This window comes from Microbacterium testaceum, assembly GCF_001476285.1.
GTDB classification, from domain to species: domain Bacteria; phylum Actinomycetota; class Actinomycetes; order Actinomycetales; family Microbacteriaceae; genus Microbacterium; species Microbacterium testaceum_B.
In genome coordinates, this window is sequence record NZ_LDRU01000069.1 from 1 (window position 1) to 21235 (window position 21235).

At 70.4% G+C, this 21235-nt stretch carries 20 protein-coding genes; 14 read left to right on the forward strand and 6 right to left on the reverse strand.

Features of this window, described 5'->3' with window-relative positions:
* From NS283_RS19090 to NS283_RS12295, 12 genes are all read left to right on the forward strand, one after another.
* Positions 1–522: hypothetical protein (locus tag NS283_RS19090; RefSeq protein ID WP_206542554.1), on the forward strand; the 522-nt coding region annotated here is incomplete at its 5' end.
* Positions 523–920: 398 nt separating this feature from the next.
* A complete protein-coding gene (locus NS283_RS12245; RefSeq protein ID WP_241492243.1) occupies positions 921–1601 on the forward strand; it encodes a hypothetical protein in 681 nt (226 codons plus the stop codon).
* Positions 1598–2635 carry an HAD-IIA family hydrolase gene (locus NS283_RS12250; RefSeq protein ID WP_058597148.1) on the forward strand — a complete coding sequence of 346 codons (1038 nt, stop codon included), beginning with the start codon at positions 1598–1600 and terminating at the stop codon, positions 2633–2635. The genes NS283_RS12245 and NS283_RS12250 overlap by 4 nt, the downstream gene beginning before the upstream one ends.
* Positions 2636–2654: 19 nt before the next feature.
* Positions 2655–2825 carry a hypothetical protein gene (locus NS283_RS18945; protein WP_193751329.1) on the forward strand — a complete coding sequence of 57 codons (171 nt, stop codon included), beginning with the start codon at positions 2655–2657 and terminating at the stop codon, positions 2823–2825.
* Positions 2822–3619: a TlyA family RNA methyltransferase gene (locus tag NS283_RS12260; RefSeq protein WP_058597150.1), complete on the forward strand. Its 798-nt coding sequence runs from the start codon at positions 2822–2824 to the stop codon at positions 3617–3619. The genes NS283_RS18945 and NS283_RS12260 overlap by 4 nt, the downstream gene beginning before the upstream one ends.
* On the forward strand, positions 3616–4536 hold the full coding sequence (locus NS283_RS12265; protein WP_058597151.1) for an NAD kinase: 921 nt from the start codon (positions 3616–3618) through the stop codon (positions 4534–4536). Before NS283_RS12260 ends, NS283_RS12265 begins: the two co-directional genes overlap by 4 nt.
* On the forward strand, positions 4533–6230 hold the full coding sequence (gene recN / locus NS283_RS12270; RefSeq protein WP_058597152.1) for a DNA repair protein RecN: 1698 nt from the start codon (positions 4533–4535) through the stop codon (positions 6228–6230). Before NS283_RS12265 ends, recN begins: the two co-directional genes overlap by 4 nt.
* Positions 6231–6362: 132 nt before the next feature.
* Complete coding sequence (locus tag NS283_RS12275) at positions 6363–8063, forward strand: CTP synthase (protein WP_058597153.1); 1701 nt, start codon at positions 6363–6365, stop codon at positions 8061–8063.
* A gap of 1 nt (position 8064) precedes the next feature.
* Positions 8065–8643: an NUDIX domain-containing protein gene (locus tag NS283_RS12280; protein WP_058597154.1), complete on the forward strand. Its 579-nt coding sequence runs from the start codon at positions 8065–8067 to the stop codon at positions 8641–8643.
* A gap of 1 nt (position 8644) precedes the next feature.
* Positions 8645–9574 carry a site-specific tyrosine recombinase XerD gene (gene xerD / locus NS283_RS12285; RefSeq protein WP_058597155.1) on the forward strand — a complete coding sequence of 310 codons (930 nt, stop codon included), beginning with the start codon at positions 8645–8647 and terminating at the stop codon, positions 9572–9574.
* Positions 9575–9651: 77 nt separating this feature from the next.
* Positions 9652–10134 (forward strand): hypothetical protein, encoded by a 483-nt coding sequence (locus NS283_RS12290; protein WP_058597156.1) that lies wholly within the window; start codon positions 9652–9654, stop codon positions 10132–10134.
* A gap of 12 nt (positions 10135–10146) precedes the next feature.
* Complete coding sequence (locus NS283_RS12295) at positions 10147–11787, forward strand: ABC-F family ATP-binding cassette domain-containing protein (RefSeq protein ID WP_058597157.1); 1641 nt, start codon at positions 10147–10149, stop codon at positions 11785–11787.
* 108 nt (positions 11788–11895) lie between these two features.
* Here NS283_RS12295 and NS283_RS12300 read toward each other — a convergent pair whose 3' ends face one another.
* The 4 genes from NS283_RS12300 to NS283_RS12315 all read right to left on the reverse strand — a co-directional run bounded on the left by NS283_RS12300 (position 11896) and on the right by NS283_RS12315 (position 16334).
* On the reverse strand, positions 11896–12240 hold the full coding sequence (locus tag NS283_RS12300) for a helix-turn-helix domain-containing protein (RefSeq protein WP_058597174.1): 345 nt from the start codon (positions 12238–12240) through the stop codon (positions 11896–11898).
* A gap of 128 nt (positions 12241–12368) precedes the next feature.
* Complete coding sequence (locus tag NS283_RS12305) at positions 12369–13919, reverse strand: GMC family oxidoreductase (RefSeq protein WP_153001436.1); 1551 nt, start codon at positions 13917–13919, stop codon at positions 12369–12371.
* Complete coding sequence (locus NS283_RS12310) at positions 13916–15277, reverse strand: alpha/beta fold hydrolase (RefSeq protein ID WP_058597158.1); 1362 nt, start codon at positions 15275–15277, stop codon at positions 13916–13918. Before NS283_RS12310 ends, NS283_RS12305 begins: the two co-directional genes overlap by 4 nt.
* A 154-nt stretch (positions 15278–15431) precedes the next feature.
* Complete coding sequence (locus NS283_RS12315; protein WP_058597159.1) at positions 15432–16334, reverse strand: SDR family oxidoreductase; 903 nt, start codon at positions 16332–16334, stop codon at positions 15432–15434.
* 137 nt (positions 16335–16471) lie between these two features.
* On the opposite strand from NS283_RS12315, the gene NS283_RS12320 reads away from it, so the two are divergent.
* Positions 16472–17581, forward strand: a complete 1110-nt coding sequence (locus NS283_RS12320) for a glycosyltransferase family 4 protein (protein ID WP_058597160.1) — start codon at positions 16472–16474, stop codon at positions 17579–17581.
* On the opposite strand, the gene NS283_RS12325 is transcribed toward NS283_RS12320, so the two are convergent.
* Complete coding sequence (locus tag NS283_RS12325) at positions 17550–18620, reverse strand: glycosyltransferase family 4 protein (RefSeq protein WP_058597161.1); 1071 nt, start codon at positions 18618–18620, stop codon at positions 17550–17552. The two genes, NS283_RS12320 and NS283_RS12325, sit on opposite strands and share 32 nt — an antisense overlap.
* 350 nt (positions 18621–18970) lie before the next feature.
* Between NS283_RS12325 and NS283_RS12330 the strand changes: the two genes are divergently transcribed.
* Positions 18971–20062: a glycosyltransferase family 4 protein gene (locus NS283_RS12330; RefSeq protein ID WP_058597162.1), complete on the forward strand. Its 1092-nt coding sequence runs from the start codon at positions 18971–18973 to the stop codon at positions 20060–20062.
* Between the two features lie 15 nt (positions 20063–20077).
* Here the strand turns inward: NS283_RS12330 and NS283_RS12335 are convergent, their stop codons facing one another.
* Positions 20078–21163 carry a glycosyltransferase gene (locus NS283_RS12335; protein WP_081317415.1) on the reverse strand — a complete coding sequence of 362 codons (1086 nt, stop codon included), beginning with the start codon at positions 21161–21163 and terminating at the stop codon, positions 20078–20080.
* Positions 21164–21235 lie beyond the last annotated feature (72 nt).

Here is a 21235-nt window from a genome sequence, read left to right on the forward strand (position 1 = left end):
GGCCATTTCGCATTTACGGGTAGTTTTTCCCGGGGAGGACAGTCATGTCGACGGACGACGCGAACGATCGCAAGGGCAACGAAGGGCGCTCCGGCGACCGCGCATCCGGTCGTGGGCCGTCATCATCCGGCGGTTCCGCGCGCGGGGACCGTCCATACCGCCGTGACAACGACGCCCGTCCGCGACGCGAAGGCGACGGCCGGCCGTCACGGGGTGGCGACCGTCCGTATCGGCGCGACAACGACGCGCGTCCGGCGCGCGATGACCGTCCGTTCCGCCGCGACGGTCAGGGCGCAGGCCGGCCGGCTCGTGGCGGTGATCGTCCGTTCCGGCGCGATGGCGACCGTCCGTTCAGCCGGAACGCTGATTCGCGGCCCGCGCGCGATGGCGATCGTCCCGCCCGCCGTGATGGTCAGAGCGCCGGTCGCCCGGCGCGGAGCGGCGACCGTCCGTTCCGCCGTGACAACGACGCCCGCCCTGCCCGAAACGGGGACCGGCCCTACCGAGGCGACAACCCGGTGAACGGTCGCCCGCAACGTGACGGCGATCGGCCGTTCCGTCGGGAGGGTGAGCGTCCATCCCGCCGCGACAACGATTCCCGCCCGCCCCGGGACGGGGATCGCCCCTATCGTCGTGACGGACAGGGATCCGATCGGCCTCGGCGTGACGGGGACCGTCCGTACCGTCGCGAGGGCGATGCTTCGGGCCGGCGGCCCTCTGGCGACAGGCGCCCCGGAGCCGGAGCGCCCCGTCGCTTCGACCGCGAGGACTCGCGTGCGACCCGGCCGCCGCAAGACCGCCGTGAGCGCGGTCCTGAGATCCCCGAAGAGATCACGGCGTGGGACCTTCCGGGCGCGGCGCGCAACGAACTGAAGACCCTGAGCAAGGACAACGCGGAGAACGTCGCCCGGCACCTCGCCATGGCGGCCCGCCTCATCGATGAGAAGCCAGAGCTCGCCCACCAGCACGCCCTGGCAGCGTCTCGCAGTGCGGGGCGTGTCGGCGTGGTCCGCGAGACGGTCGCCATCACCGCGTATGCGGTCGGCGACTTCGCCCTGGCACTGCGTGAACTTCGTACTCACAGGCGGATCACCGGCTCCGACGAGCAGCTCCCGCTCATCGTCGACAGCGAGCGCGGTGTCGGACGCCCTGATCGCGCGCTCGAGGAGGGACGCGCGGTCGACCGGATGACGCTGTCCGTCCCGGTGCGCGTGCAACTGGCGATCGCGATGTCCGGGGCTCGTCTGGATCTCGGACAGACGGATCGTGCGCTGCAGGAGCTCGACATCCCCGAGGCCGACCCGGACCGTGCGTTCGAGTGGAGTCCGGCGCTGTTCTCGGCGCGTGCTGCCGTTCTGGAGGAGCTGGGGCGCCACGACGAGGCCGCCGAGTGGGAGCGCCGCGCGCAGATCGCCTCGGACGCTCTCGACGCCGCGTCCGGTGTCGCCGATCGCGAGGTCATCGTCGTCGAAGAGATCGACCTCATCGATGACGAGGGTGGCGTGGACGTGGCATCCGGAGTCATTCCCGTCGCGGACGTGGACGAAGACGAGGCCGTCGACATGGAGACGGTGGCGGACGACGCGGAGGAGTCGCGATGATCTTCGGGCGCGCGAAGCGTGAGGCGACGCCGCTCGACGACGTCGATGTCGTCCTCGCCGACCTGGATGGGGTCGTTTACGCCGGTCCGGGCGCGCTCCCGCACGCGGTGGACAGTTTGAATCGCGCGCAGGAAGAGGGGCGCCGTCTCGGGTACATCACCAACAATGCGTCTCGCACCGACGCCACCGTCGCCGCTCATCTGTCGTCTCTGGGGCTGCGGGTCGCGGCGGACGATGTCGTCACGAGCCCTCAAGCGGCGATGCGACTCATGCGCGACCTCGTTCCGGCCGGCTCCACGCTGCTCGTGATCGGCGGAGAAGGTCTTGTCGTCGAGGTCGAGAAGGCCGGCTTCGTGGTGACGCGCAGCGCCGAGGACGCGCCCGCTGCGGTGGTGCAGGGGTTCGCGCCGGAGGTGGGCTGGACGCAGCTCGCTGAGGCCGCTTATGCGCTTGCCACGCCCGTCGAAGAGGGCGGTATCCCGTGGGTGGCGACGAACACGGACTGGACGATTCCGCAGGCCCGGGGGATCGCGCCGGGAAACGGCACGCTGGTCTCGGCGGTGCACACCGCCGTGGGACGTCTCGCCACGATCGCGGGAAAGCCCGAGCGTCCCATCTTCGACGAGGCGGTGACCCGGACCGGCGCGACGAATCCGCTGTTCATCGGCGACCGTCTCGACACCGACATCCAGGGAGCGCGCGCCGCCGAGATGGCCTCGCTCCTCGTCCTGACCGGGATCGATCGTCCGAAGCAGGTGCTCGCGGCCCCGCCCTCGCAGCGGCCTGACTTCATCGTCGCCGACCTGCGCGAGCTGTTCGAGCCGTACCCGTCGACCACCGTCAAGGGTGAGCGGACTCGCGTGGGTGACGCCGTCGTCGAGATCGACGGCGTCGATCTCCGCATCGTGTCCGAGGGCTCGCGTCAGATCGATCTGCTGAGGGCGGGAGCGGCGGCGATCTGGAACTCCGGCCGCGCGATCTTCGGGTTCCGCGTCCCGGAGCAGCTTTACGCGGACCCGTTCCGCGTGCGCTGACGCCGGTACCATGGCATCCATGTCGGAGAGCCGAGAGAACGACGCCGACCCCGAGCTGATCAGCCGACTGCGCATCATCGAGGAGCAGCCGCTGGACACACGGGCGGACGCGTACGCGGCGCTGCACGACGAGTTGGCGCGACGGTTGGAGTCCGGCCCTCGCGACGCGCCGCCGGCCGCGCGCGCATGACGCGCCTGGATGCCGAACTCGCGGCCCGCGGTCTGGCGCGCTCGCGCTCGCACGCCACGCAGTTGATCGCCGCGGGCGAGGTCAGCGTCGACGGCAGAGCGGTCGTGAAGGCCTCCGCTGCGGTCGACGAGAACAGCGTGATCGAGGTGGCGACCCCCGACCACTACGTCAGTCGGGGCGCCCACAAACTGATCGCCGCCCTCGATGCTTTCGAGATCGACGTCCCGGGCCGCGTCGCCCTGGATCTCGGGGCGTCCACGGGCGGGTTCACGCAGGTGCTCCGCGAACGCGGAGCGCGACCGGTGCTCGCCGTCGACGTCGGACACGGCCAGTTGTCCACAGTCCTCACGTCCGACCCCGACGTCGTGTCGGTCGAGGGGTATAACGTGCGGTTCATGACCGCCGCCTCGCTCTCGGAAGCCACGGGCATCGCCGCGCGCCCGACGCTCGTGACGGGCGACCTCTCGTTCATCTCGCTCCATCACGTGCTCCCTGCGGTGGCCGAAACCGCTGCAGCGGACGCTGACGTCGTCCTGTTGGTCAAGCCGCAGTTCGAGGTCGGTCGCACCGCGGTCAAGGGCGGGCTCGTCACCGATCCCGCGTTGCGATCCGATGCCGTCCACAGTGTGCTCTGGGCCGCCTGGGACGCCGGGCTCAAGACGAACGGCCTGATCTCGTCGCCCATCGTCGGGACCCACGGCAACCAGGAGTACGTCGCGTGGTTCTCGGCCGCTCACGGCACCGACCCCTCAGAATGGGAGAGCACCGTGACCCGACTGACCGGAAGCCGATGACCCCCAGCGATCGCCGAATCCTCCTCGTCGTCCACGCGCGCCGCGACGACACCGTCCAGGCCGCCCAGCGCATCATTTCCGCGGTGCTCGCGGCGGGGGCTGTGCCCGTGGTTTCAGCCGAAGACCGGCCCGAGCTCGCGGAGCGGCTGTCGCTCGAGGGCGTCGCGACTCTCGGGACCGACGTCGGAATCGACGACGTCGAGCTCGCCATCGTGCTCGGCGGAGACGGGACGATCCTTCGCGCGGCCGAGATGGTGCGGGGGAGTACGGCTCCGATCCTCGGCATCAACATGGGCCATGTCGGCTTCCTCGCCGAGATCGAGCGCGACGACATGGACGACGCGGTGCGTCGCGTCATCGCCCGTGACTACACGGTCGAGGAGCGCCTCGCCCTCGCGGTGAAGATCCAGGATGCCGATGACCGCGTCATCTACGAGACCTGGGCCCTGAACGAGGCGACCGTTGAAAAGGCCAGCCGCGAGCGCATGCTCGAAGTCGTCATGGCCGTCGACGGGCGCCCCCTCTCGTCGTTCGGCTGCGATGGAGTGGTCATCGCGACTCCCACCGGGTCGACCGCATACAACTTCTCGGCCGGGGGGCCGGTCGTCTGGCCGACGGTCGAAGCGATCGCGGTGGTTCCGCTGTCCGCGCACGCGCTCTTCGCCCGCCCCCTGGTCGTCGGCCCGGACGCGAGTGTCGCGGTCGAGGTCCTCGAACGGACGAGCGGCAGCGGCATCCTGTGGTGCGACGGGCGCCGTTCGCACGAGCTGCCCCCGGGTGCTCGGGTCGTCGTGCGTCGCTCGTCGCGGCCGGTTCGGCTCGCACGCCTGCATCCCGCGGCGTTCAGCGAGCGACTCGTGCGCAAGTTCCGTCTCCCCGTCACGGGATGGCGCGGCGCGTCGGGAGGTGCTTCGTGATCGAGGAGATGCGTCTTCGCGACCTGGGCGTCATCGCCGACGCGACGCTGCCGATCGGACGCGGTTTCACGGCGATCACGGGCGAGACCGGCGCCGGTAAGACGATGGTCGTCACCGGGCTCGGTCTTCTTCTCGGTCAACGCGCCGACTCGGGCGCCGTGCGCAAGGGAGCGGCGCAGGCGGCGGTCGAGGGCGTCTGGCTCGTTCCCGAGGACGGTCCGGTCGCCGCTCGCGTGCGCGAAGCAGGCGGCGACGTCGAGCCCGTCGGCGGGGGATCCGCCGAGCTGTACCTCGGACGCACGGTCTCGAGCGAAGGACGAGGACGTGCCACGGTCGGCGGTCGCACCGCTCCGGCGGGCGTGCTCGCGGACCTGGCGGACGAACTCGTCGTCGTGCACGGGCAGTCGGACCAGCTGCGGCTGAAGTCGTCGTCGGCGCAGCGCGAGGCCCTCGATCGTTTCGGAGGCGAGACGATCACCGTCGCGCGCGCCGCCTATCGCGCGGCGTGGGATACCTGGCGGACTCTCGATGCCGAGCTGACCACGCTCACGACCGACCGCGACGCACGCGCGCGGGAAGCCGAGCAGCTCCGCGCCGCGATCGCCGAGATCGAGGCCGCCGCGCCCCTTCCCGGTGAGGAGGAGGAGCTCGCCCGCCGCGCCGAGCGTCTCGCGAACGCCGAGGAGCTGCGGATCGCGGCGGTCACCGCTCACGCCGCGCTCTCGAACGAAGACGGCGCGCCCGACGTGATCACTCTGCTCGCTGAGGCGCGTCGCGCTCTCGAGAGAATCGCCGCGAGCGACGACGCGCTCGCCGCGATCGGGGAGCAGGTCGCCGACCTCGGGTACCGCGCCACCGACGCGTCCGTCGCGCTGTCGGGCTATCTCGCCGATCTGGACGAGTCCGGACCGCACGAACTCGCCGCGGTCGACGAGCGGCGCGCGGTGCTCGCCGGGCTGACGCGAACACACGGATCGGTGGATGCTGCCATCGCGCTGCTCGAGACGGGTTCAGCCCGTCTCGTCGAGCTGGACGATGACGGCGACCGCCTGCAACGCCTCGAGACGCAGCGCGACGCGGCGGCGGGCGAACTCGACGCGGCCGCGGAGAGACTCACCGCAGCGCGGCGCGATGCGGCGGCGCGACTGGGCGCGGCGGTCACCGAAGAGTTGCACGCCCTGGCCCTGCCCGACGCGCGTCTGACCGTCGACGTCGCCCCCGCCACCCCCGCGGGTCACGGGCGCGACGAGGTGTCGATCCTGCTCGCGCCGCACCCCGGTGCCGATCCGCGTCCGGTGTCACGCGGTGCCTCAGGGGGTGAGCTCAGTCGCGTCATGCTCGCGATCGAGGTCGTGATCGCCGGGGTCGATCCGGTGCCCACGTTCGTGTTCGACGAGGTCGACGCCGGGATCGGCGGCGCGGCGGCGATCGAGGTCGGGCGCCGTCTCGCGCGTCTCGCCGAGTCGTCGCAGGTCATCGCCGTCACTCACCTCGCGCAGGTGGCCGCGTTCGCGGGCAACCACCTCACGGTCGTCAAGGGTCACGACGGTGCCGTGACGGCATCCAGCGTCCGTCGGCTCGACGGTGCGGAGCGGGAGGCCGAGATGGCGCGCCTGCTGTCGGGGTTGAGCGACTCGGATGCCGCGCTGACGCACGCCCGGGAACTGCTCGAGACCGGGCGCACCGGCGACTGATCCGACGGATCGACCCGCGATCGTCACGACCCCGTGACGTGGATGTCGGAGGTCGGTGCCAGACTTCCGGACGGGGCGGAGCGGATCCGCGAGCCCACCGGACAGATGCGACTGATAGGATCGAAGCCCGTGATGCAGACTTCGGACGCGGCGGGAAATTCAGACAACAAGACCTTCACGACGAAGCACATCTTCGTCACCGGAGGCGTGGTCTCCTCCCTGGGGAAGGGCCTGACGGCGGCAAGCCTCGGCAACCTCCTCACCGCCCGCGGTCTGCGCGTGGTGATGCAGAAGCTCGACCCGTATCTGAACGTCGACCCGGGAACGATGAACCCGTTCCAGCACGGCGAGGTCTTCGTGACCGACGACGGAGCCGAGACCGACCTCGACATCGGCCACTACGAGCGCTTCCTCGACATCGAGCTGAGTCAGGCGGCGAACGTCACCACCGGCCAGATCTACTCGCAGGTCATCGCGCGCGAGCGCCGCGGCGAGTACCTCGGCGACACGGTGCAGGTCATCCCGCACATCACCGACGAGATCAAGCGCCGCATGCGGCTGCAGGCGAGCGAGAGCCCGCAGCCCGACGTGATCATCACCGAGATCGGCGGCACGGTCGGCGACATCGAGTCGCAGCCCTTCATCGAGTCGGCTCGCCAGATCCGGCACGAGCTGGGCCGCAAGAACGTGTTCTTCGTGCACGTGTCGCTCGTGCCGTTCATGGGCGCCTCCGGCGAGCAGAAGACCAAGCCCACGCAGCACTCCGTCGCGACGCTGCGTTCCATCGGCATCCAGCCCGACGCCCTCGTGCTGCGTAGCGACCGCCCCGTCACCGAGTCGAACAAGCGCAAGATCGCGCTCATGTGCGACGTCGACGAAGACGCCGTGGTCAACGCGATCGACGTGCCGAGCATCTACGACATCCCGACGATGATGCACGACCAGGGGCTCGACGCCTACATCGTCGACGCGCTCGACATCGACAAGGCGGCTGACGTCGACTGGTCGCGGTGGCAGCGCGTGCTGCAGGCCGTGCACAACCCCAAGCACGAGGTCACGATCGGCCTCGTCGGCAAGTACATCGACCTCCCCGACGCGTACCTCTCGGTCACCGAGGCGATCAAGGCCGGTGGGTTCGGTCAGGAGACGCACGTGAAGATCACGTGGATCCCCTCCGACCTCTGCGAGACCCCCGAGGGCGCGGCGAAGGCCCTCTCCGCGGTGGACGGCATCATCGTGCCGGGCGGGTTCGGCATCCGCGGCATCGAGGGGAAGCTCGGAGCTCTGCGTTTCGCGCGCGAGCAGGGCATCCCGACGCTCGGCATCTGCCTGGGCCTCCAGTGCATGGTGATCGAGTACGCGCGGACCGTCGCGGGCCTCGAGGGGGCGTCGTCGAGTGAGTTCGACCCGGACACGGCGCACCCGGTCGTGGCGACGATGGCCGAGCAGGTCGACATCCTCGAGAGCGGCGACCTGGGCGGCACGATGCGTCTGGGCCTGTACCCCGCGGATCTGGCCGAGGGGTCGCTCGCGGCCGAACTGTACGGTGCGAACCGCATCTCGGAGCGTCACCGTCACCGCTACGAGGTCAACAACGCCTATCGGCAGCAGCTCAGCGAGGCAGGTCTGGTGTTCTCGGGTCTGAACCCCGACCTCGATCTCGTCGAGTTCGTGGAGCTGCCGCGCGACGTGCACCCGTACTACATCGCCACACAGGCGCACCCCGAGCTGCGGTCGCGGCCGACCGAGCCGCACCCGCTGTTCCGCGGGCTCGTCGGTGCGGCGCTCGAGCGCCACCGTTCGAGCGAGCTGTTCGACGTCGAGGAGGACTGACATGGGCGAGCTGCGCGACGAGCGGGTGGATCTCGAGATCATCTCGACCGACCTCGTCTACGAGGGTGCGGTGTGGAACGTGCGCAGCGACACCGTGCGGTACGGCGACGGGCAGATGACCCGCCAGTACGTCGAGCACCCGGGCGCGGCGGCGGTCGTGGCGATCGATGACGACGGGCGTGTCGTCCTCATCCAGCAGTATCGGCACCCCATCAAGGAACGCGACTGGGAGATCCCGGCGGGACTCCTCGATGTGGCGGGCGAGCCGCCGATGGAGACGGCGAAGCGCGAGCTCACCGAAGAGGTCGACCTCGAGGCCGACCGGTGGCAGCACCTCATCTCGATGCACACGACCCCCGGTGGAAACGACGAGGTCGTGCACGTCTTCCTCGCCCGCGGGCTCCGGTCGGTCGAGACCGACTACGAACGCGAGCACGAGGAGTCCGACATGCGCGTCGAGCGCGTGCCGCTCGCCGAGGTCGTCGACGGGGTGCTGGCGGGACGCTTGCGCAACGGCATCCTGGCCACCGGCGCGCTCGCCGCAGCCGAGGCCCTTCGCCGCGAGGCCGCCGCGAGCTGACGTGGAGCTCGAGCGCGCGGTCGAGACCTACCTCCGGCACGTCGCGCTCGAGCGTGGGCTCTCCGACCACACCATCGCCGCCTACCGGCGCGACCTCGTCGTGTACGTCGAGTGGTTGCGCGCGCGCGGAACCGCGAAGATCGAGGCGGTGACACCCGCGCTCGTCACCGAGTTCGTCGCTGAGCGCGCAGCGGCGGAGCCGCCGCCCGCGGCGTCGTCGCTCGCTCGACTGCAGTCCTCGGTGCGGGGACTCCATCGCTTCCTCGTACGCGAAGGACGCGTCGACGACGATCCGAGCGGTCGGCTGCGGCCCCCGAAGACGCCGAGACGGCTGCCGAAGGCACTGACCATCAGCCAGGTGGAGGATCTCCTGGATGCCGCGGGGCCGGCGCCGGGGTCGTCGGACGCGTCGGCGGCGGAACCTGCCGCCGTCCGGGATCGCGCGCTTTTGGAGCTGCTCTACGCCACGGGAGCCCGCGTGTCGGAGATCGTGCACCTCGACGTGGACGACACCGTTCACGGCGATCTTCTGCGCGTGCGCGGCAAGGGCGACAAGGAGCGTGTGGTTCCGGTGGGCTCGTACGCGCACGCGGCGATCGAGGCGTACCTGACGCGTATCCGGCCCGCGCTCGCGGCGAAGGGGCGGGCCACGCCCCGCTTGTTCCTGGGTGTTCGGGGTGCACCGCTGTCGCGCCAGAGCGCGTGGCTGATCATCCAGGCTGCGGCGGAGCGGGCGGGGCTGACCGCCCACGTCTCGCCGCACACGCTGCGGCACTCGTTCGCGACGCACCTGCTGCAGGGCGGCGCGGATGTGCGCGTGGTGCAGGAGTTGCTGGGGCACGCTTCCGTGGCGACGACGCAGATCTACACGCACGTCACCGCCGACGCTCTTCGCGACGTGTACGCCACCGCGCATCCGCGGGCGCGGTGAGCAGCGCGGCGGCATACTTGATCTCCGCGCGGGATCCTTCTCGGGCGGGGAACACGATGAGAGGAACGAGCGGGCGCATGCGGATCGCCAGGGAGAGGAACACCGGGGGGACGTGGTGGCTGTCTCTGCTCTATGTCGCGCTGATCGTGGCTGCGTCGGTGTCGGGGATCTTCTCACTCGGTATCGCTTCTTTCGTGCTGCGGAGTGAGACCTCACCTGTCGACATCGCTCGCATGCTCTGCGCCGTCGCCGCCGCAGGGGGTGCGCCGCTGCTCGCCGCGATCTGTCTGCGGGGCCGCGCGGTCAGGTCGCGCTTGCGTCCGGGAGCGGTGAGCATCGGCGCCAGCGGCGCCACGTTCCTCGCCGTCGGATGGACGGTCGTCGTGGTGATCGGATACCAGGAAAGCCCGGGCGATGTGTGGAGAACCCTGCCCTTCTCGCTGGGCGTCTGTGCACCGGTGATCATTGTGGCGATCTGCGCGTTGACGATCTCGCGGTTCATCCAGCGCGATGACGCCCGTCGTGTTGCGGGGGCCCGCGGCGCGGCTCTTGTGCCCTGAGAGACTAGGGGGATGACCGCCACCCTCGTCGCACAGAACCTCACCGGGGGCCACGGGCACCGCACGCTCTTCGAGGGCGTCGACCTCACGGTCGCGCCGGGCGACGTCGTCGGTGTCGTCGGGGCCAACGGCGCGGGCAAGTCGACGCTGCTGCGTCTGCTCGCGGGGGTCGACGAACCCCAGGGGGGATCGATCAGCCTCGCACCCGCCGACGCCTTCGTCGGCTGGCTTCCCCAGGAGCATGAGCGCGTCGCCGGCGAGACCGTCACGCAGTACATCGCGCGGCGGACGGGATGCGCCGAGGCGACGCGCGAGATGGATGCCACGGCGGCGGCCCTCGGCGATCCCACCGTCGTCGGTGCCGACGACGCCTACGCGACGGCTCTCGAACGGTGGCTGGCGAGCGGTGCCGCCGACCTCGACGAGCGGATGCCGCAGGTGCTGGCCGACCTCGGACTCGACGTGGGGCCGGATGCCGAGATGACGGGCCTCTCGGGAGGTCAGGCGGCTCGCGTGGGCCTGGCGGCGCTGCTGCTGTCGCGCTTCGACATCGCCCTGCTCGACGAGCCGACGAACGACCTCGACCTCGACGGCCTCGAACGACTCGAGACCTTCGTGCGGGGTCTCCGCGGGGGAGTGGTGCTGGTCAGCCACGACCGCGAGTTCCTGGCCCGTTCGGTGACACGGGTGCTCGAACTCGACCTCGCCCAGAACTCGCACCGGGTCTACGGCGGCGGCTACGACGCGTATCTCGAAGAGCGTGCGACGCTGCGTCGCCAGGCCCGCGAGAAGTACGAGGAGTACGCCGACACCAAGGCCGACCTCGTCGCGCGAGCGCGGACCCAGCGGGAGTGGTCGAGCCAGGGCGTGCGCAACGCGATGAAGAAGTCGCCCGACAACGACAAGATCCGCCGCAAGGCCGCGACGGAGTCGAGCGAGAAGCAGGCGCAGAAGGTGCGCCAGATGGAGAGCCGGATCGCGCGACTCGAGGAGGTCGAGGAACCGCGCAAGGAGTGGCAGCTCGAGTTCACGATCGGTTCGGCTCCGCGTTCGAGCTCCGTGGTGTCGACGCTGTCCGGGGCGGTCTTCCGGCAGGGTGACTTCACCCTCGGCCCGGTGTCTCTACAGGTGAATGCCGGGGAGAGGATCGGCATCACCGGACCGAACGGTGCCGGGAAGTCGACGCTGCTGCGTGGCATCCTGGGCCGTCAGGCGCCGGACGACGGAACCGCGAGTCTGGGAGCCAGCGTCGAGATCGGGGAGATCGATCAGGCGCGGTCGCTGCTCGTCGGGGAGAGGCCACTCGCCGAGACGTTCGAGGGGTTCGTGCCCGAGATGAACTCCGGCGAGGTGCGGACGCTGCTGGCGAAGTTCGGGCTGAAAGCCGACCATGTGATGCGTCCGGTCGACGGACTGTCGCCGGGGGAGCGCACGCGCGCGGGCCTCGCTCTGCTGCAGGCGCGGGGCGTCAACGTGCTCGTGCTCGATGAGCCGACGAACCACCTCGACCTGCCCGCGATCGAGCAGCTCGAGCAGGCACTTGAGTCGTACACGGGCACGCTGCTCCTGGTCACCCACGACCGACGGATGCTCTCGGCGGTCGAGACGGATCGCCGCTGGCGGGTCGAGGCCGGCGCGGTCACCGAGCTGTAGGCCGGGCTCCACCGCGCGAGGAAACGCTCATAAACGCGATTCGCTCGCAGAATCACGTGCAGAACGCGTTTATGTGCGCGGATCGCGTTTATGCGTGGTGCGACGGGGTCAGCGGCCCTGGCGCTTCTTATAGGGCTTGGGTTGGCCCTTCACGATCGGGGCGCGGCCCTTGCCCTTCGAGGCCTTCGCCTTGCCGCCGCCCGGAGCCTTCTGCCTCGGCGCGGGCGGCGGGGCGTCGGCGATGCGGGCGTGCGCCTCGTCGAGGAGCAGGACGCCGGCGGGGAGCAGACGCGTCGGCGGCGTGCGCTGCACGAGCGGCTGCCCCACCTCTTCCTCGAGCTTGTCGAGCGTCGTGTACAGGGAGGGGAGGGGGATGCCGAGCTTCTCGGCCGCGCGCGGAAAGTGCAGCTCCTCGGCGAGGACGGCGAACCGGCGGAGATGCTCGAGCTTCATGGCATCCATTCTCCCGTGTCACGCGGCGAGACGTTGAGTGTCCAGGACACGCCGTTTCGCGTGGGGCCGATGCGGCGTGTCTTGGACACTCGATGGAGAGAGACGACGGGGAAAGGCGACGCGCGGGATCAGGCGACGGATGCCAGGAGGCGGTCGGCGGTGCGCAGGGACAGGGCCATGATCGTCAGTGCCGGGTTGGCGGCGATCGCGGACGGGAACACCGAGTTGTCGCTGATCCACAGATTGGGGATCTCGTGGGAGCGGCCGTCGGCATCCACCACGCCGTCGGCGGGGTCCAGCGACATGCGGCAGGTGCCGATCGTGTGGGCCGTGCGGGCCAGGACCATCGTCTCGCGCGCCCCCGCAGCCTCCATCACCCGGAGCATGAACGCCGTCGCGTGCGCGTCGAGCGCCTTCTCGTTCGCGCCGGCGGTGAACGTCACCCGCGCGCGCGGGATGCCGAACTCGTCGGTCTCGGGGGCGAGCTCGAGCCGGTTGTCGTCCGATGGCAGGCACTCGGCGTTGATGCCGATCCCGGCCATGTACCGCGACTGCTCGAGCCGCTGCATGAGCTCCGTGCCCCAGAGGCCGCCGCCGCGCACGAGCGTCGTCGAGAAGGTCAGGGGCATGACGCCGAGGCTCTGCACCAGGTACCCGCCCGCGAAGTCGGCGTCGGCCGGCCGCATCATGTCTTCGCTGATGAGCGACGACGGGTAGCCGCGGTGGCCGCGCACCGGCTCGTCGAAGCGTCCCCACACCTGCGTCGCGCCGTGGGCGAGGAAGTTGCGCCCGACCTGGCCGTTGTCGTTCGCCAGGCCGGTGTGCAGCAGGAGACGCGGGGTCTCGACCCCGCCGCCCGCGAGGACGAGCGCGCGGCAGCGCTGACGCACGTCCACGCCGTTCTGGCGGTAGACCACCGCGGCGACATGACCGCGGGCGTCGAGCTCGATCGCGTGGACCATCGCCTCGGCGCGGATCTCGGCTCCGGCGGCGACCGCCGCGGGCAGGTACGTGTTGGCGGTAGAGGCCTTGGCATCCGTCCGGCACCCCTGGTGGCACTCGCCGCAGTTGACGCACGCTCCGCGCTCGCCGTGGTGATCCTGCAGTCGCGCACGGGTGAGGACCGCGGCGGGCGCGTCCGCCCAGGTGACCCCGAGGGCATCGCATCCCTTGGCCACGAGGTTCGCGGGAGCGTTGCGCTTCGCGGGAGCGTAGGCGTAGCGGCGCGACGGGTCCCAGGGGTACGGGGACGGGCCCGACACCCCGATGTCACCCTCCACGCGTTCGACGTACGACAGCAACTCGTCGGGGTCGATCGGCCAGTCGCGGCCCTCACCGGTCTCGGTGCGCAGAGCCAGATCGCGACGGTCGGGACGCGGGGTGAAGGCACCCCAGTGCAGCATCGAGCCGCCGACCCCGCGTCCGCTGTTGTTCGGACCGAATGCGGTCGGGTCGTCACCGCCGCTGAGGCGCTCCGACATCCAGTTGATCTCGACCGCCTCGGTCTCGTCGGGGGTCAGGTCGTCGAGGGCGAAGTGGCGTCCGGCCTCGATCGCGATGACGCGGAGGCCCTTCTTCGCCAGCTCGGCGGTCAGCGGAGCGCCGCCGGCACCGGTGCCGACGATCACGACGTCGACGGTCTCGTCGGTGCCGAACGTGCGCATCTGGTCGAGCTTCATGCCGCGTCTCCCTCGGCTACAGTCCCGCCGACGCCGACGGGCTCCCAGTCTTCGCGGCGCCCCAGCCGCAGTTCCACGTACCCGCGGATCGGGTTGCCGCCGGTCGCGAAACCGTCGTAGCCGATGAGCGCCATGCTCGCGGGGTGGGCGAGCCACTGACGGACGAGGTCGTTGCGGACGTCCTCGAGCCACAGCTGCAGCCGAGCCGCGTCCAGGGGGCCGTCGGCATCCGTCGTCCCCTCGATCGCCGCGCGCAGGACATCCGCCCGCTTCGTGGGATCGGTCGGCCAGACGCGGGCGAGCGTGTCGAGGCCGGCGCGGTACGCATCCGGGTCGGGAGGGAGCTCGGCGTTGCGCCACCCGTCGCCTTCGCCGCGCGCGAGCTGCGTATCGACGCGCGCCGCGATGTCGATCGCGGGCCCGTCCTGCGGGACGACGAGGTCGGCGATCTCGCGCAGCAGGGTGAGCTGGGCGAGATCGAGAACGACGGGGGCGTATCCGCGGTCATCGGGAACCGCACGGCGGTTCAGGATGCCGCGCACCCGGGCATCCACGCGGTCGCCGGCGATCAGGGCGGCCCAGTCGTCCGGAACCACGGGCCCGAGGAGGACCTCGTCGGCGACGAAGTCCGCGATCGCTCCGGCGGCTTCAGCGGCGCGCTCGAGCGGGATCATGTGGCCGGTGTCGCCCAGAGCGACGAAGCGCGCCCGGGGGTACACGGATGCCAGCAGCTCGGGCTGAGCGGCCGCGCCGAGGTCGGCGTCGTCGGTACCGGCGAGCACCAGGACCGGAAGGTCGAGCGTCCCCACCTCGGCGGAAGCGTCGACCCGGCTCCCGGTCTCGAGCCACGCGCGCCACGCGGCGGGGGAGGTGCGCCGGAGGTCGGTCAGTGCGCGCTCGTGAGCCGCCGGGGCGAGCGGCTCCGCGGTGTTCTGATCGATGAAGGTCTCGGCATCCTGGTCCGACAGGGAGCCGTCGGCCACCCACGACAGCATGCGTTCGCGTCGCTCCTCGTCCATCGGCTCGGGACGTGGCGGTGAGGGAGCCATGAGCACCATGCCGGCGAGGCCGGTGAGAGGTGCGTCCCCGCGGAGGACACGGGATGCCACGAGCGCCGCGACCTTTCCGCCCATGCTGTGCCCGCCGAGCATCCAGCGTCCCCGGGCGTGACGGGCGAGGTGGTGCACCACGTGCTCGACGGTCGCGTCGAGCGAGGAGTCGGAAGCCGACGCGAGTTCGCCGAAGCCGGGGAGGTCGACGCCGCGCACATCGACGGTGCCGTCGAGGAGATCGCGCAGGCGCGAGAACTCGTCGGCGCTGGAACCCAGCGCGTGCAGCAGGAAAAGGGTGACGGGCATGCCTTCACGCTCCCGCACACCCCGGTCGGGAACGGGCCGCTTGCCAATTCGGACGATATGCGCAAGGACGGCCGCCCCGAGCCGGACTCCTGAGAGACACGCGCGAGGACGGTCGCCCCCACGGAGGCTCGGGAGTTCGGCCCGGGCGCGAGGGTCAGGGCGTGACCATGCCGCCGTTGACGTTCAGCGTCTCTCCCGACACGTAGCTCGACTCGGCCGAGGCGAGGAAGACGAACGCGGGAGCGATCTCGGCGGGCTGACCGGCGCGCTGGTAGGTGCTCTCGTCGTCGAAGTGCTCCATCTGGTCGTCCGAGACACCCTCGCTCACCTGCAGGGCAGACCACGTCGGTCCCGGGGCCACGACGTTGACGCGGATGCCGCGCGGCGCAAGCTGCTGGGCCAACCCTTTCGACAGGTTGTTGATGGCAGCCTTCGTCGCCGCGTAGTCGAGGCGGTCGGGGGCGGGCACGTACGCCTCGAGCGAGGCGGTGTTGATGATGGTCCCGCCCTCGGGAAGGTGCGCGAGAGCAGCCTTGGTGATCCAGAAGGGCGCGAACACGTTCGTCCGGAACGTCAGCTCGAACTGCTCGTCCGGCAGGTCGTCCACCTTCTCGACCATGACCTGCTTGCCGGCGTTGTTGACGACGATGTCGAGACCGCCGAGCGCCTCCGCGGCGCGGTCGACAAGCTCGCGGCACGCGGCGGGATCGGTGATGTCGGTGGCGATCGAGACGCCCGTGCGGCCGGCATCCCGGATCTGCCCGAGGATGTGGTCGGCGTCGCGCTGCTCGTCCGGGAGATGCACGATCGCGACGTCGGCCCCCTCGCGCGCGAACGCGATTGCGACGGCCCCGCCGATACCGGAGTCGCCTCCGGTGACGAGCGCCTTCCGCCCCTCGAGGCGGCCGAGACCGCGGTAGGTCTTCTCGCCGAGGTCGGGGACCGGAGTCATGTCGGCCTGCACACCCGGCTCGGGCTGGTGCTGGATCGGGGGTTCGACACGCGCGTAGCGGGTGACGGGGTTGTCGAAGGTGAGCTGATCGCGATCGGTGGTCATGAAGCGACGGTAGGCAGGGCGCGCGCCGTGGCGCGCGGCCTTGACGGCGGGGCGGATGCCGCTTCCCGGTGTTTCACCCGGTTCGGGGCGGGAGTGACACGGGGAAGCCCGGTCGCCGCTCTCCGTAGCGTGAAGAAGTGAACGTCACGCCCGCGCGCCATCGTGTCCTCCACCTCGTCGACCGCGTCACGGGCGGCGTACCCGTCGCCGTTCGCTCATACATCGCGCATTCGCCGGACCGCTACGAGCACGTCATCGCTTCGCCGTTCCAGGACGGGTGCCCGGCATCCGTGTGGACCGGTCTCGAGGTCGCCCATGTCGACTGGGACACGCGCTCGCCCGCCCGGGCTCTCGCGCATGCCCGGCGTCTCTTGCGCGGCGAGCACCATGACGTGGTCCACGCCCATTCGAGCTTCCCCGGGGTGTACGCGCGGCTGCTGTGCTCTCCGCGGACGACTCATGTCGTTTACACCCCGCACTGCTTCGCTTTCCTGCGCCAGGACGTCCCCGGCGCCGTCCGGGTGGCCTACCGACTCGCGGAACGGATACTCGCGTCGCGTACGAGCGTCCTCGCCGCTTGCGGCCCGGGGGAGAGTATCGAGGCCGAGAAGCTCGGCCTCCCTCGCAAACGGATCGTCGAGGTGCCCAACGTGTCGTCGCTGCTCGCGGTGCCGAGGGAAGCGAGCAGCCGGATCCCCGCGAAGAGCGACCGGATCCGCGTCGGAATGCTCGGTCGCTGGGCGCCGCAGAAAGACCCCGTGTTCTTCCGGGAACGCATCGAAGCGCTGAGACGGGAGCTCCCGGGCATTCGCGTGGAGGGGTGGTGGATCGGCGGATCGGGCGACCCGACAGTCGGCGCGGGGCCGGATGGCCTCGTCCACCGCACGGGGTGGCTGACGCCGCTCGAGGTGGGGGATCGCTTGCGCGACTTGGACGTCTACCTCCACAGCGCCGCCTGGGAGGGGTTCCCCATCGCCCTCCTCGACGCGCGAGCGGCCGGTCTTCCGATGCTGTGCCGATCGATCTCGGCGGTTCCCGGTCTTCCACCGGAGCTCTCCGTCGAGCGCGGTTGGGACGGCTTCGTCACGGCCGTGCGCGGGGGACGTCTTCTCGAGTGGGGTCGCGCGAATCGCGCGACATGGGATGCCTACTTGGGTGACCGCACCGCTCGCGCGCAACGGTCGGCTTTGAACCGAGCGTGGACCGCGCGCGGTGTCACGCCGTCTCGGCTCGGACTTCCGCGATGACCTCGGCCACACGCCGTGCCGAGGCAGCCCAGGAGAAGCGTTGCTCGTTCGCTCTTCCGCGCTGGGTGAGCTCGGCGCGCAGCGACTCGTCGCGATCGAGCCGCTCGATGCCGCGGCGCATGTCGGCCACGTCGTGCGGATCCACCCACAGGACGGACTCGCCGAGCACTGCGGGGAGGGACGCGGCTCGGCTCGCGAGCACGGGAGTCCCCGCGCGCTGCGCCTCCAGCGGAGGGATGCCGAAACCCTCGTAGAGCGAGGGGAAGGCGAACGCCGTTGCACCGCGGTAGAGGGCGGCGAGCTCGTGGTCGTCGACGCGACCGAGGAAGCGCACCCGCTCGGCACCCGCATCGCCTCGCCCGGATCGGAAAGCCCTCGCTTGGCCCCCGACGATCAGCAGACGGCGGATATGACGCAGCTCCGAGGACTCGAACGCCCGGAGGAGAGCATCGAAGTTCTTGTGCCTATTGGGGGAGGAAACCGCGAGGAGGTAGGGCTGCCCTTCGTCGTGCGCGGGTCCATCCGGGGAGAAACCGTTCGACACCGCATTGGGTACGACCCGAAGCTTTTCGGCGGGAACGCGATAGTGCTCGGCGATTTCGCCGGCGGAGAAGTCGCTGACGGTGAGCACTCGATCGCTCGTGCGCAGGAGAGGGGGGATGAGGACCCGATAGAGCAGGCGGAACGAGCGGGCGAAGCTCTCGGGGTGCCGGACGTAGGTGATGTCGTGGTGGGCGACGATCTGCGGTCGGTAGAAGGCGGGCCCGGTGCTCGCCAGGCCCAGGAGGAGCGGTGATCCGGATCGCCGCAGATAGGCAGGGAGGTCGAATTGCTCCCATGCGTGGCCTCCCCGTCGTCCGACGGGGACGATGCGCGCGCCCAGGTCGGCGTCGAGGAGCGTCACGGGCGGGGCTGCGACGACGAGCGGAACGAGCGGCGCGAGTTCGCGTACGATCTCGCGGGCGAAACGCTGCACGCCGGTGGTGGCGTGGGCGAGGAATCGCCCATTGACGACGACCGCATCGCGGAGAGAGGTCATGCGAAGGTCTCCGGAGTTGAGGGCTGGCGTGATCGCTGGGCACGATCACCTCGACGCTCGCTCGCTCCCACGCCGAACGAAACGCGCCGCCACGGGTGACCGGAGGGGTGAAAGTCGGTTCCTGGCATCCGGTTCCGGGCGTAAGCGGGGGAATCCCGCCGAGGTCGACTCGTCATCTCGGAACTCCCACCCCGGGAGCCCGCGACCCCGTTCACGACCGAACTCACCTCGGTGTCAGATCGCTCTCGCCCGATCGAGGTCGGACGGGCGCTGCGGGCCGTCGAGCGGGCGTCCGGCACGATGACCCGAGCGGCCGTCGCTTCCGCAGTCGGCGGGTCGCAGGAGGAGCCATGGCCCATATCGTTCTCGACGCGCGCGGGTACTTCACGACGACCGGGAGGTATATCCGCAAGCTCGTCGAGTGGCTCGCCCGCTGCCCCGATGACGACAACCGCTACACGCTGGTGCTTCCGGCCGACCGCCTCGCGGAATGGGTGCCACCGTCGCCGCGATTCCGTGCCGTGGGATCGGACGCCCCGTTCTTCTCGTGGGCGGAGCAGACGGATCTCGCGCGCCTCATTCGGTCTCTGAAGCCGGACGTCGTGCACTTCTGCATGCAGCAACAGCCCGTTCTCCTCGGCGCCCCGAGGATCACGACCTTTCACGACCTCACGCTGCTCAAGATCCACAACCGCAAGAAGCCGCTCTTCGTGTCTCTGCTCCGTCGCGCCGTCGGAGCCGTGGCCTTCGCCGTCGTCGCCCACCGAGGATGCGCGAACGTCGTCGTCAGCCGCTACAGCGGCCGTGACCTGCGCCGATTCACCGGGGTGCCCGAGAGGAAGATCGTGCTGACCTACCCCGCGGCGGACCCCATCTCGGAGCCCGCGGTCGTCGTCACCGTTCCCTTCTCGCGCTTCGTCCTCTTCGTCGGCAACCAGGTGCCCTACAAGAACCTCGAGCGACTCGCCGTGGCGGTCGAAGAGCTCCGTCGCACCCATCCCGATGTCGGTCTGGTCGTCGCGGGGCGGATCGACGATGACGGCCGACTCCTCAGGGAACGACGGCCGGACCTCATGAACCGGGTGCACTTCGCGGGCTACGTCAGTGATGCGCAACTGCGCTGGCTCTACGAGAACGCGTCGGTGTACGCGTTTCCCTCCTTCTTCGAGGGATTCGGCCTGCCCGGCCTGGAGGCCATGCGACACGGCTGCCCGGTGGCCAGCAGCTCCGCGACCTGTCTTCCCGAGGTCTACGGCGATGCCGCGCGATACTTCCCTCCCGGTGACGTGCAGCGGATGGCGCGGGCGCTCGCCGAAGTCCTCGACGACCCGGAACTGCGTGAGGAGCTGGTGCGCCGGGGGCGCCGAAAGGCGGATGAATACTCGTGGGAACGGATGGCCGCCCAGACCCTCGCGACCTATCGGCGCGCCATCGACCGCTGATACCTCGCCGCGCGCTCAGGTTCCGATCCGGCCGCCGTCCCCGGGCAGGGGGTAACTGTGCCCCAGCCGCCCCCGGAGCCCGTCGACGCTGGCGTGCAGGATCGCGAGGAAGACCGGGAGGCGTCGAGCGATCACGGCGGCGACGAAGAGGAGTCCGAGCCGGACACCGACATTCACCGCGAGGCGAACGCGTGCAGCGGGGGATGAACCTGCTTGCTGGGCGCTGAGGAACGCGGCGTTGCGGTACTGGTAGCGCACGCGCCAGAGATCCGCGTCCGCGGTGCGGAGGATTCGCGGCAGGCGGAAGCGGCTGCGGGGCGGTTCGGCGGTGGCTCGCCAGTCGGTGGTGTCGCGGATCTCGATGTCGAGGCAGAGCCAGATGTCGACTCCCGCGGCGCGCAGACGCGCGGAGAAGGCGTTGTCGTCGGCGTACAGGACGAAGTCCTCGGGTGGCAGCACGCACAACGCCGCCGTCGGGCGGGGGAGGTAAAGCCCTCCCCACATGGCGTTCGGGAGGTCGACCACACGAAAGACGCCGAGTTCGGTTCGCACGTCGGTGATCGACGACGTTCTGGCGACCACACGGCGACGGAAGACGTCCGTCGACAGGAACGCACCGGGCCGAAGCTCGGCGAAAGCGACCCTCGGCGACACGCCGGAGCGCAGTCGGGTGTGGACCGGGTTGACCGCGCGAAAACACGCGACGGCAACACGCTCACCGTCACCGGCACCGAGTCCGGCGGCGACGGCCTGAAGACCATGGAGAGCACCCGCGGGGAGAGGATTGTCGTCGTCGAGGATGAGGACGGGCGTGTCCCGGCGGTACGCCGCCGCAAGGGCCGCGCTGAACGCGGGGGCTGAGCCTCTGTTGCTCGCGAACAGGATCACCTCAAGGCGTCCCTCGGCGCGATCCGCGCACTCGCGCAGCCGTTCCTGCACTCCGACTGATGCGCCGTTGCTGACGACGATCACGTCGGCCCGTTCGTCTGCGAGTACGGACGTGATCGTGGAGGACAGGCCGGAGTCCCATCGGTCGCCGTATGTCACGGTCACGACGGTCACCCGGCCGTCTGCGGAGGAGGTGGTGGAAGGGGTCGGCATCCGTCCGTTCTACGGGGGAGCGGTGACACCGCTGGTGCTTCCTCCGAAGAGGCGGTCCGGGTGTGGCGCGTA

What these genes read in the sequence shown, in the direction of transcription:
- NS283_RS12245 (WP_241492243.1), top strand. Translation starts at nt 921, where the DNA reads ATGGCGGCCCGCCTCATCGATGAGAAGCCAGAGCTCGCCCACCAGCAC.
- NS283_RS12250 (WP_058597148.1), top strand. Translation starts at nt 1,598, where the DNA reads ATGATCTTCGGGCGCGCGAAGCGTGAGGCGACGCCGCTCGACGACGTC.
- NS283_RS18945 (WP_193751329.1), top strand. Translation starts at nt 2,655, where the DNA reads ATGTCGGAGAGCCGAGAGAACGACGCCGACCCCGAGCTGATCAGCCGA.
- NS283_RS12260 (WP_058597150.1), top strand. Translation starts at nt 2,822, where the DNA reads ATGACGCGCCTGGATGCCGAACTCGCGGCCCGCGGTCTGGCGCGCTCG.
- NS283_RS12265 (WP_058597151.1), top strand. Translation starts at nt 3,616, where the DNA reads ATGACCCCCAGCGATCGCCGAATCCTCCTCGTCGTCCACGCGCGCCGC.
- NS283_RS12275 (WP_058597153.1), top strand. Translation starts at nt 6,363, where the DNA reads ATGCAGACTTCGGACGCGGCGGGAAATTCAGACAACAAGACCTTCACG.
- NS283_RS12280 (WP_058597154.1), top strand. Translation starts at nt 8,065, where the DNA reads ATGGGCGAGCTGCGCGACGAGCGGGTGGATCTCGAGATCATCTCGACC.
- NS283_RS12290 (WP_058597156.1), top strand. Translation starts at nt 9,652, where the DNA reads ATGCGGATCGCCAGGGAGAGGAACACCGGGGGGACGTGGTGGCTGTCT.
- NS283_RS12295 (WP_058597157.1), top strand. Translation starts at nt 10,147, where the DNA reads ATGACCGCCACCCTCGTCGCACAGAACCTCACCGGGGGCCACGGGCAC.
- NS283_RS12300 (WP_058597174.1), bottom strand. Translation starts at nt 12,240, where the DNA reads ATGAAGCTCGAGCATCTCCGCCGGTTCGCCGTCCTCGCCGAGGAGCTG.
- NS283_RS12305 (WP_153001436.1), bottom strand. Translation starts at nt 13,919, where the DNA reads ATGAAGCTCGACCAGATGCGCACGTTCGGCACCGACGAGACCGTCGAC.
- NS283_RS12310 (WP_058597158.1), bottom strand. Translation starts at nt 15,277, where the DNA reads ATGCCCGTCACCCTTTTCCTGCTGCACGCGCTGGGTTCCAGCGCCGAC.
- NS283_RS12315 (WP_058597159.1), bottom strand. Translation starts at nt 16,334, where the DNA reads ATGACCACCGATCGCGATCAGCTCACCTTCGACAACCCCGTCACCCGC.
- NS283_RS12325 (WP_058597161.1), bottom strand. Translation starts at nt 18,620, where the DNA reads ATGACCTCTCTCCGCGATGCGGTCGTCGTCAATGGGCGATTCCTCGCC.
- NS283_RS12330 (WP_058597162.1), top strand. Translation starts at nt 18,971, where the DNA reads ATGGCCCATATCGTTCTCGACGCGCGCGGGTACTTCACGACGACCGGG.
- NS283_RS12335 (WP_081317415.1), bottom strand. Translation starts at nt 21,163, where the DNA reads ATGCCGACCCCTTCCACCACCTCCTCCGCAGACGGCCGGGTGACCGTC.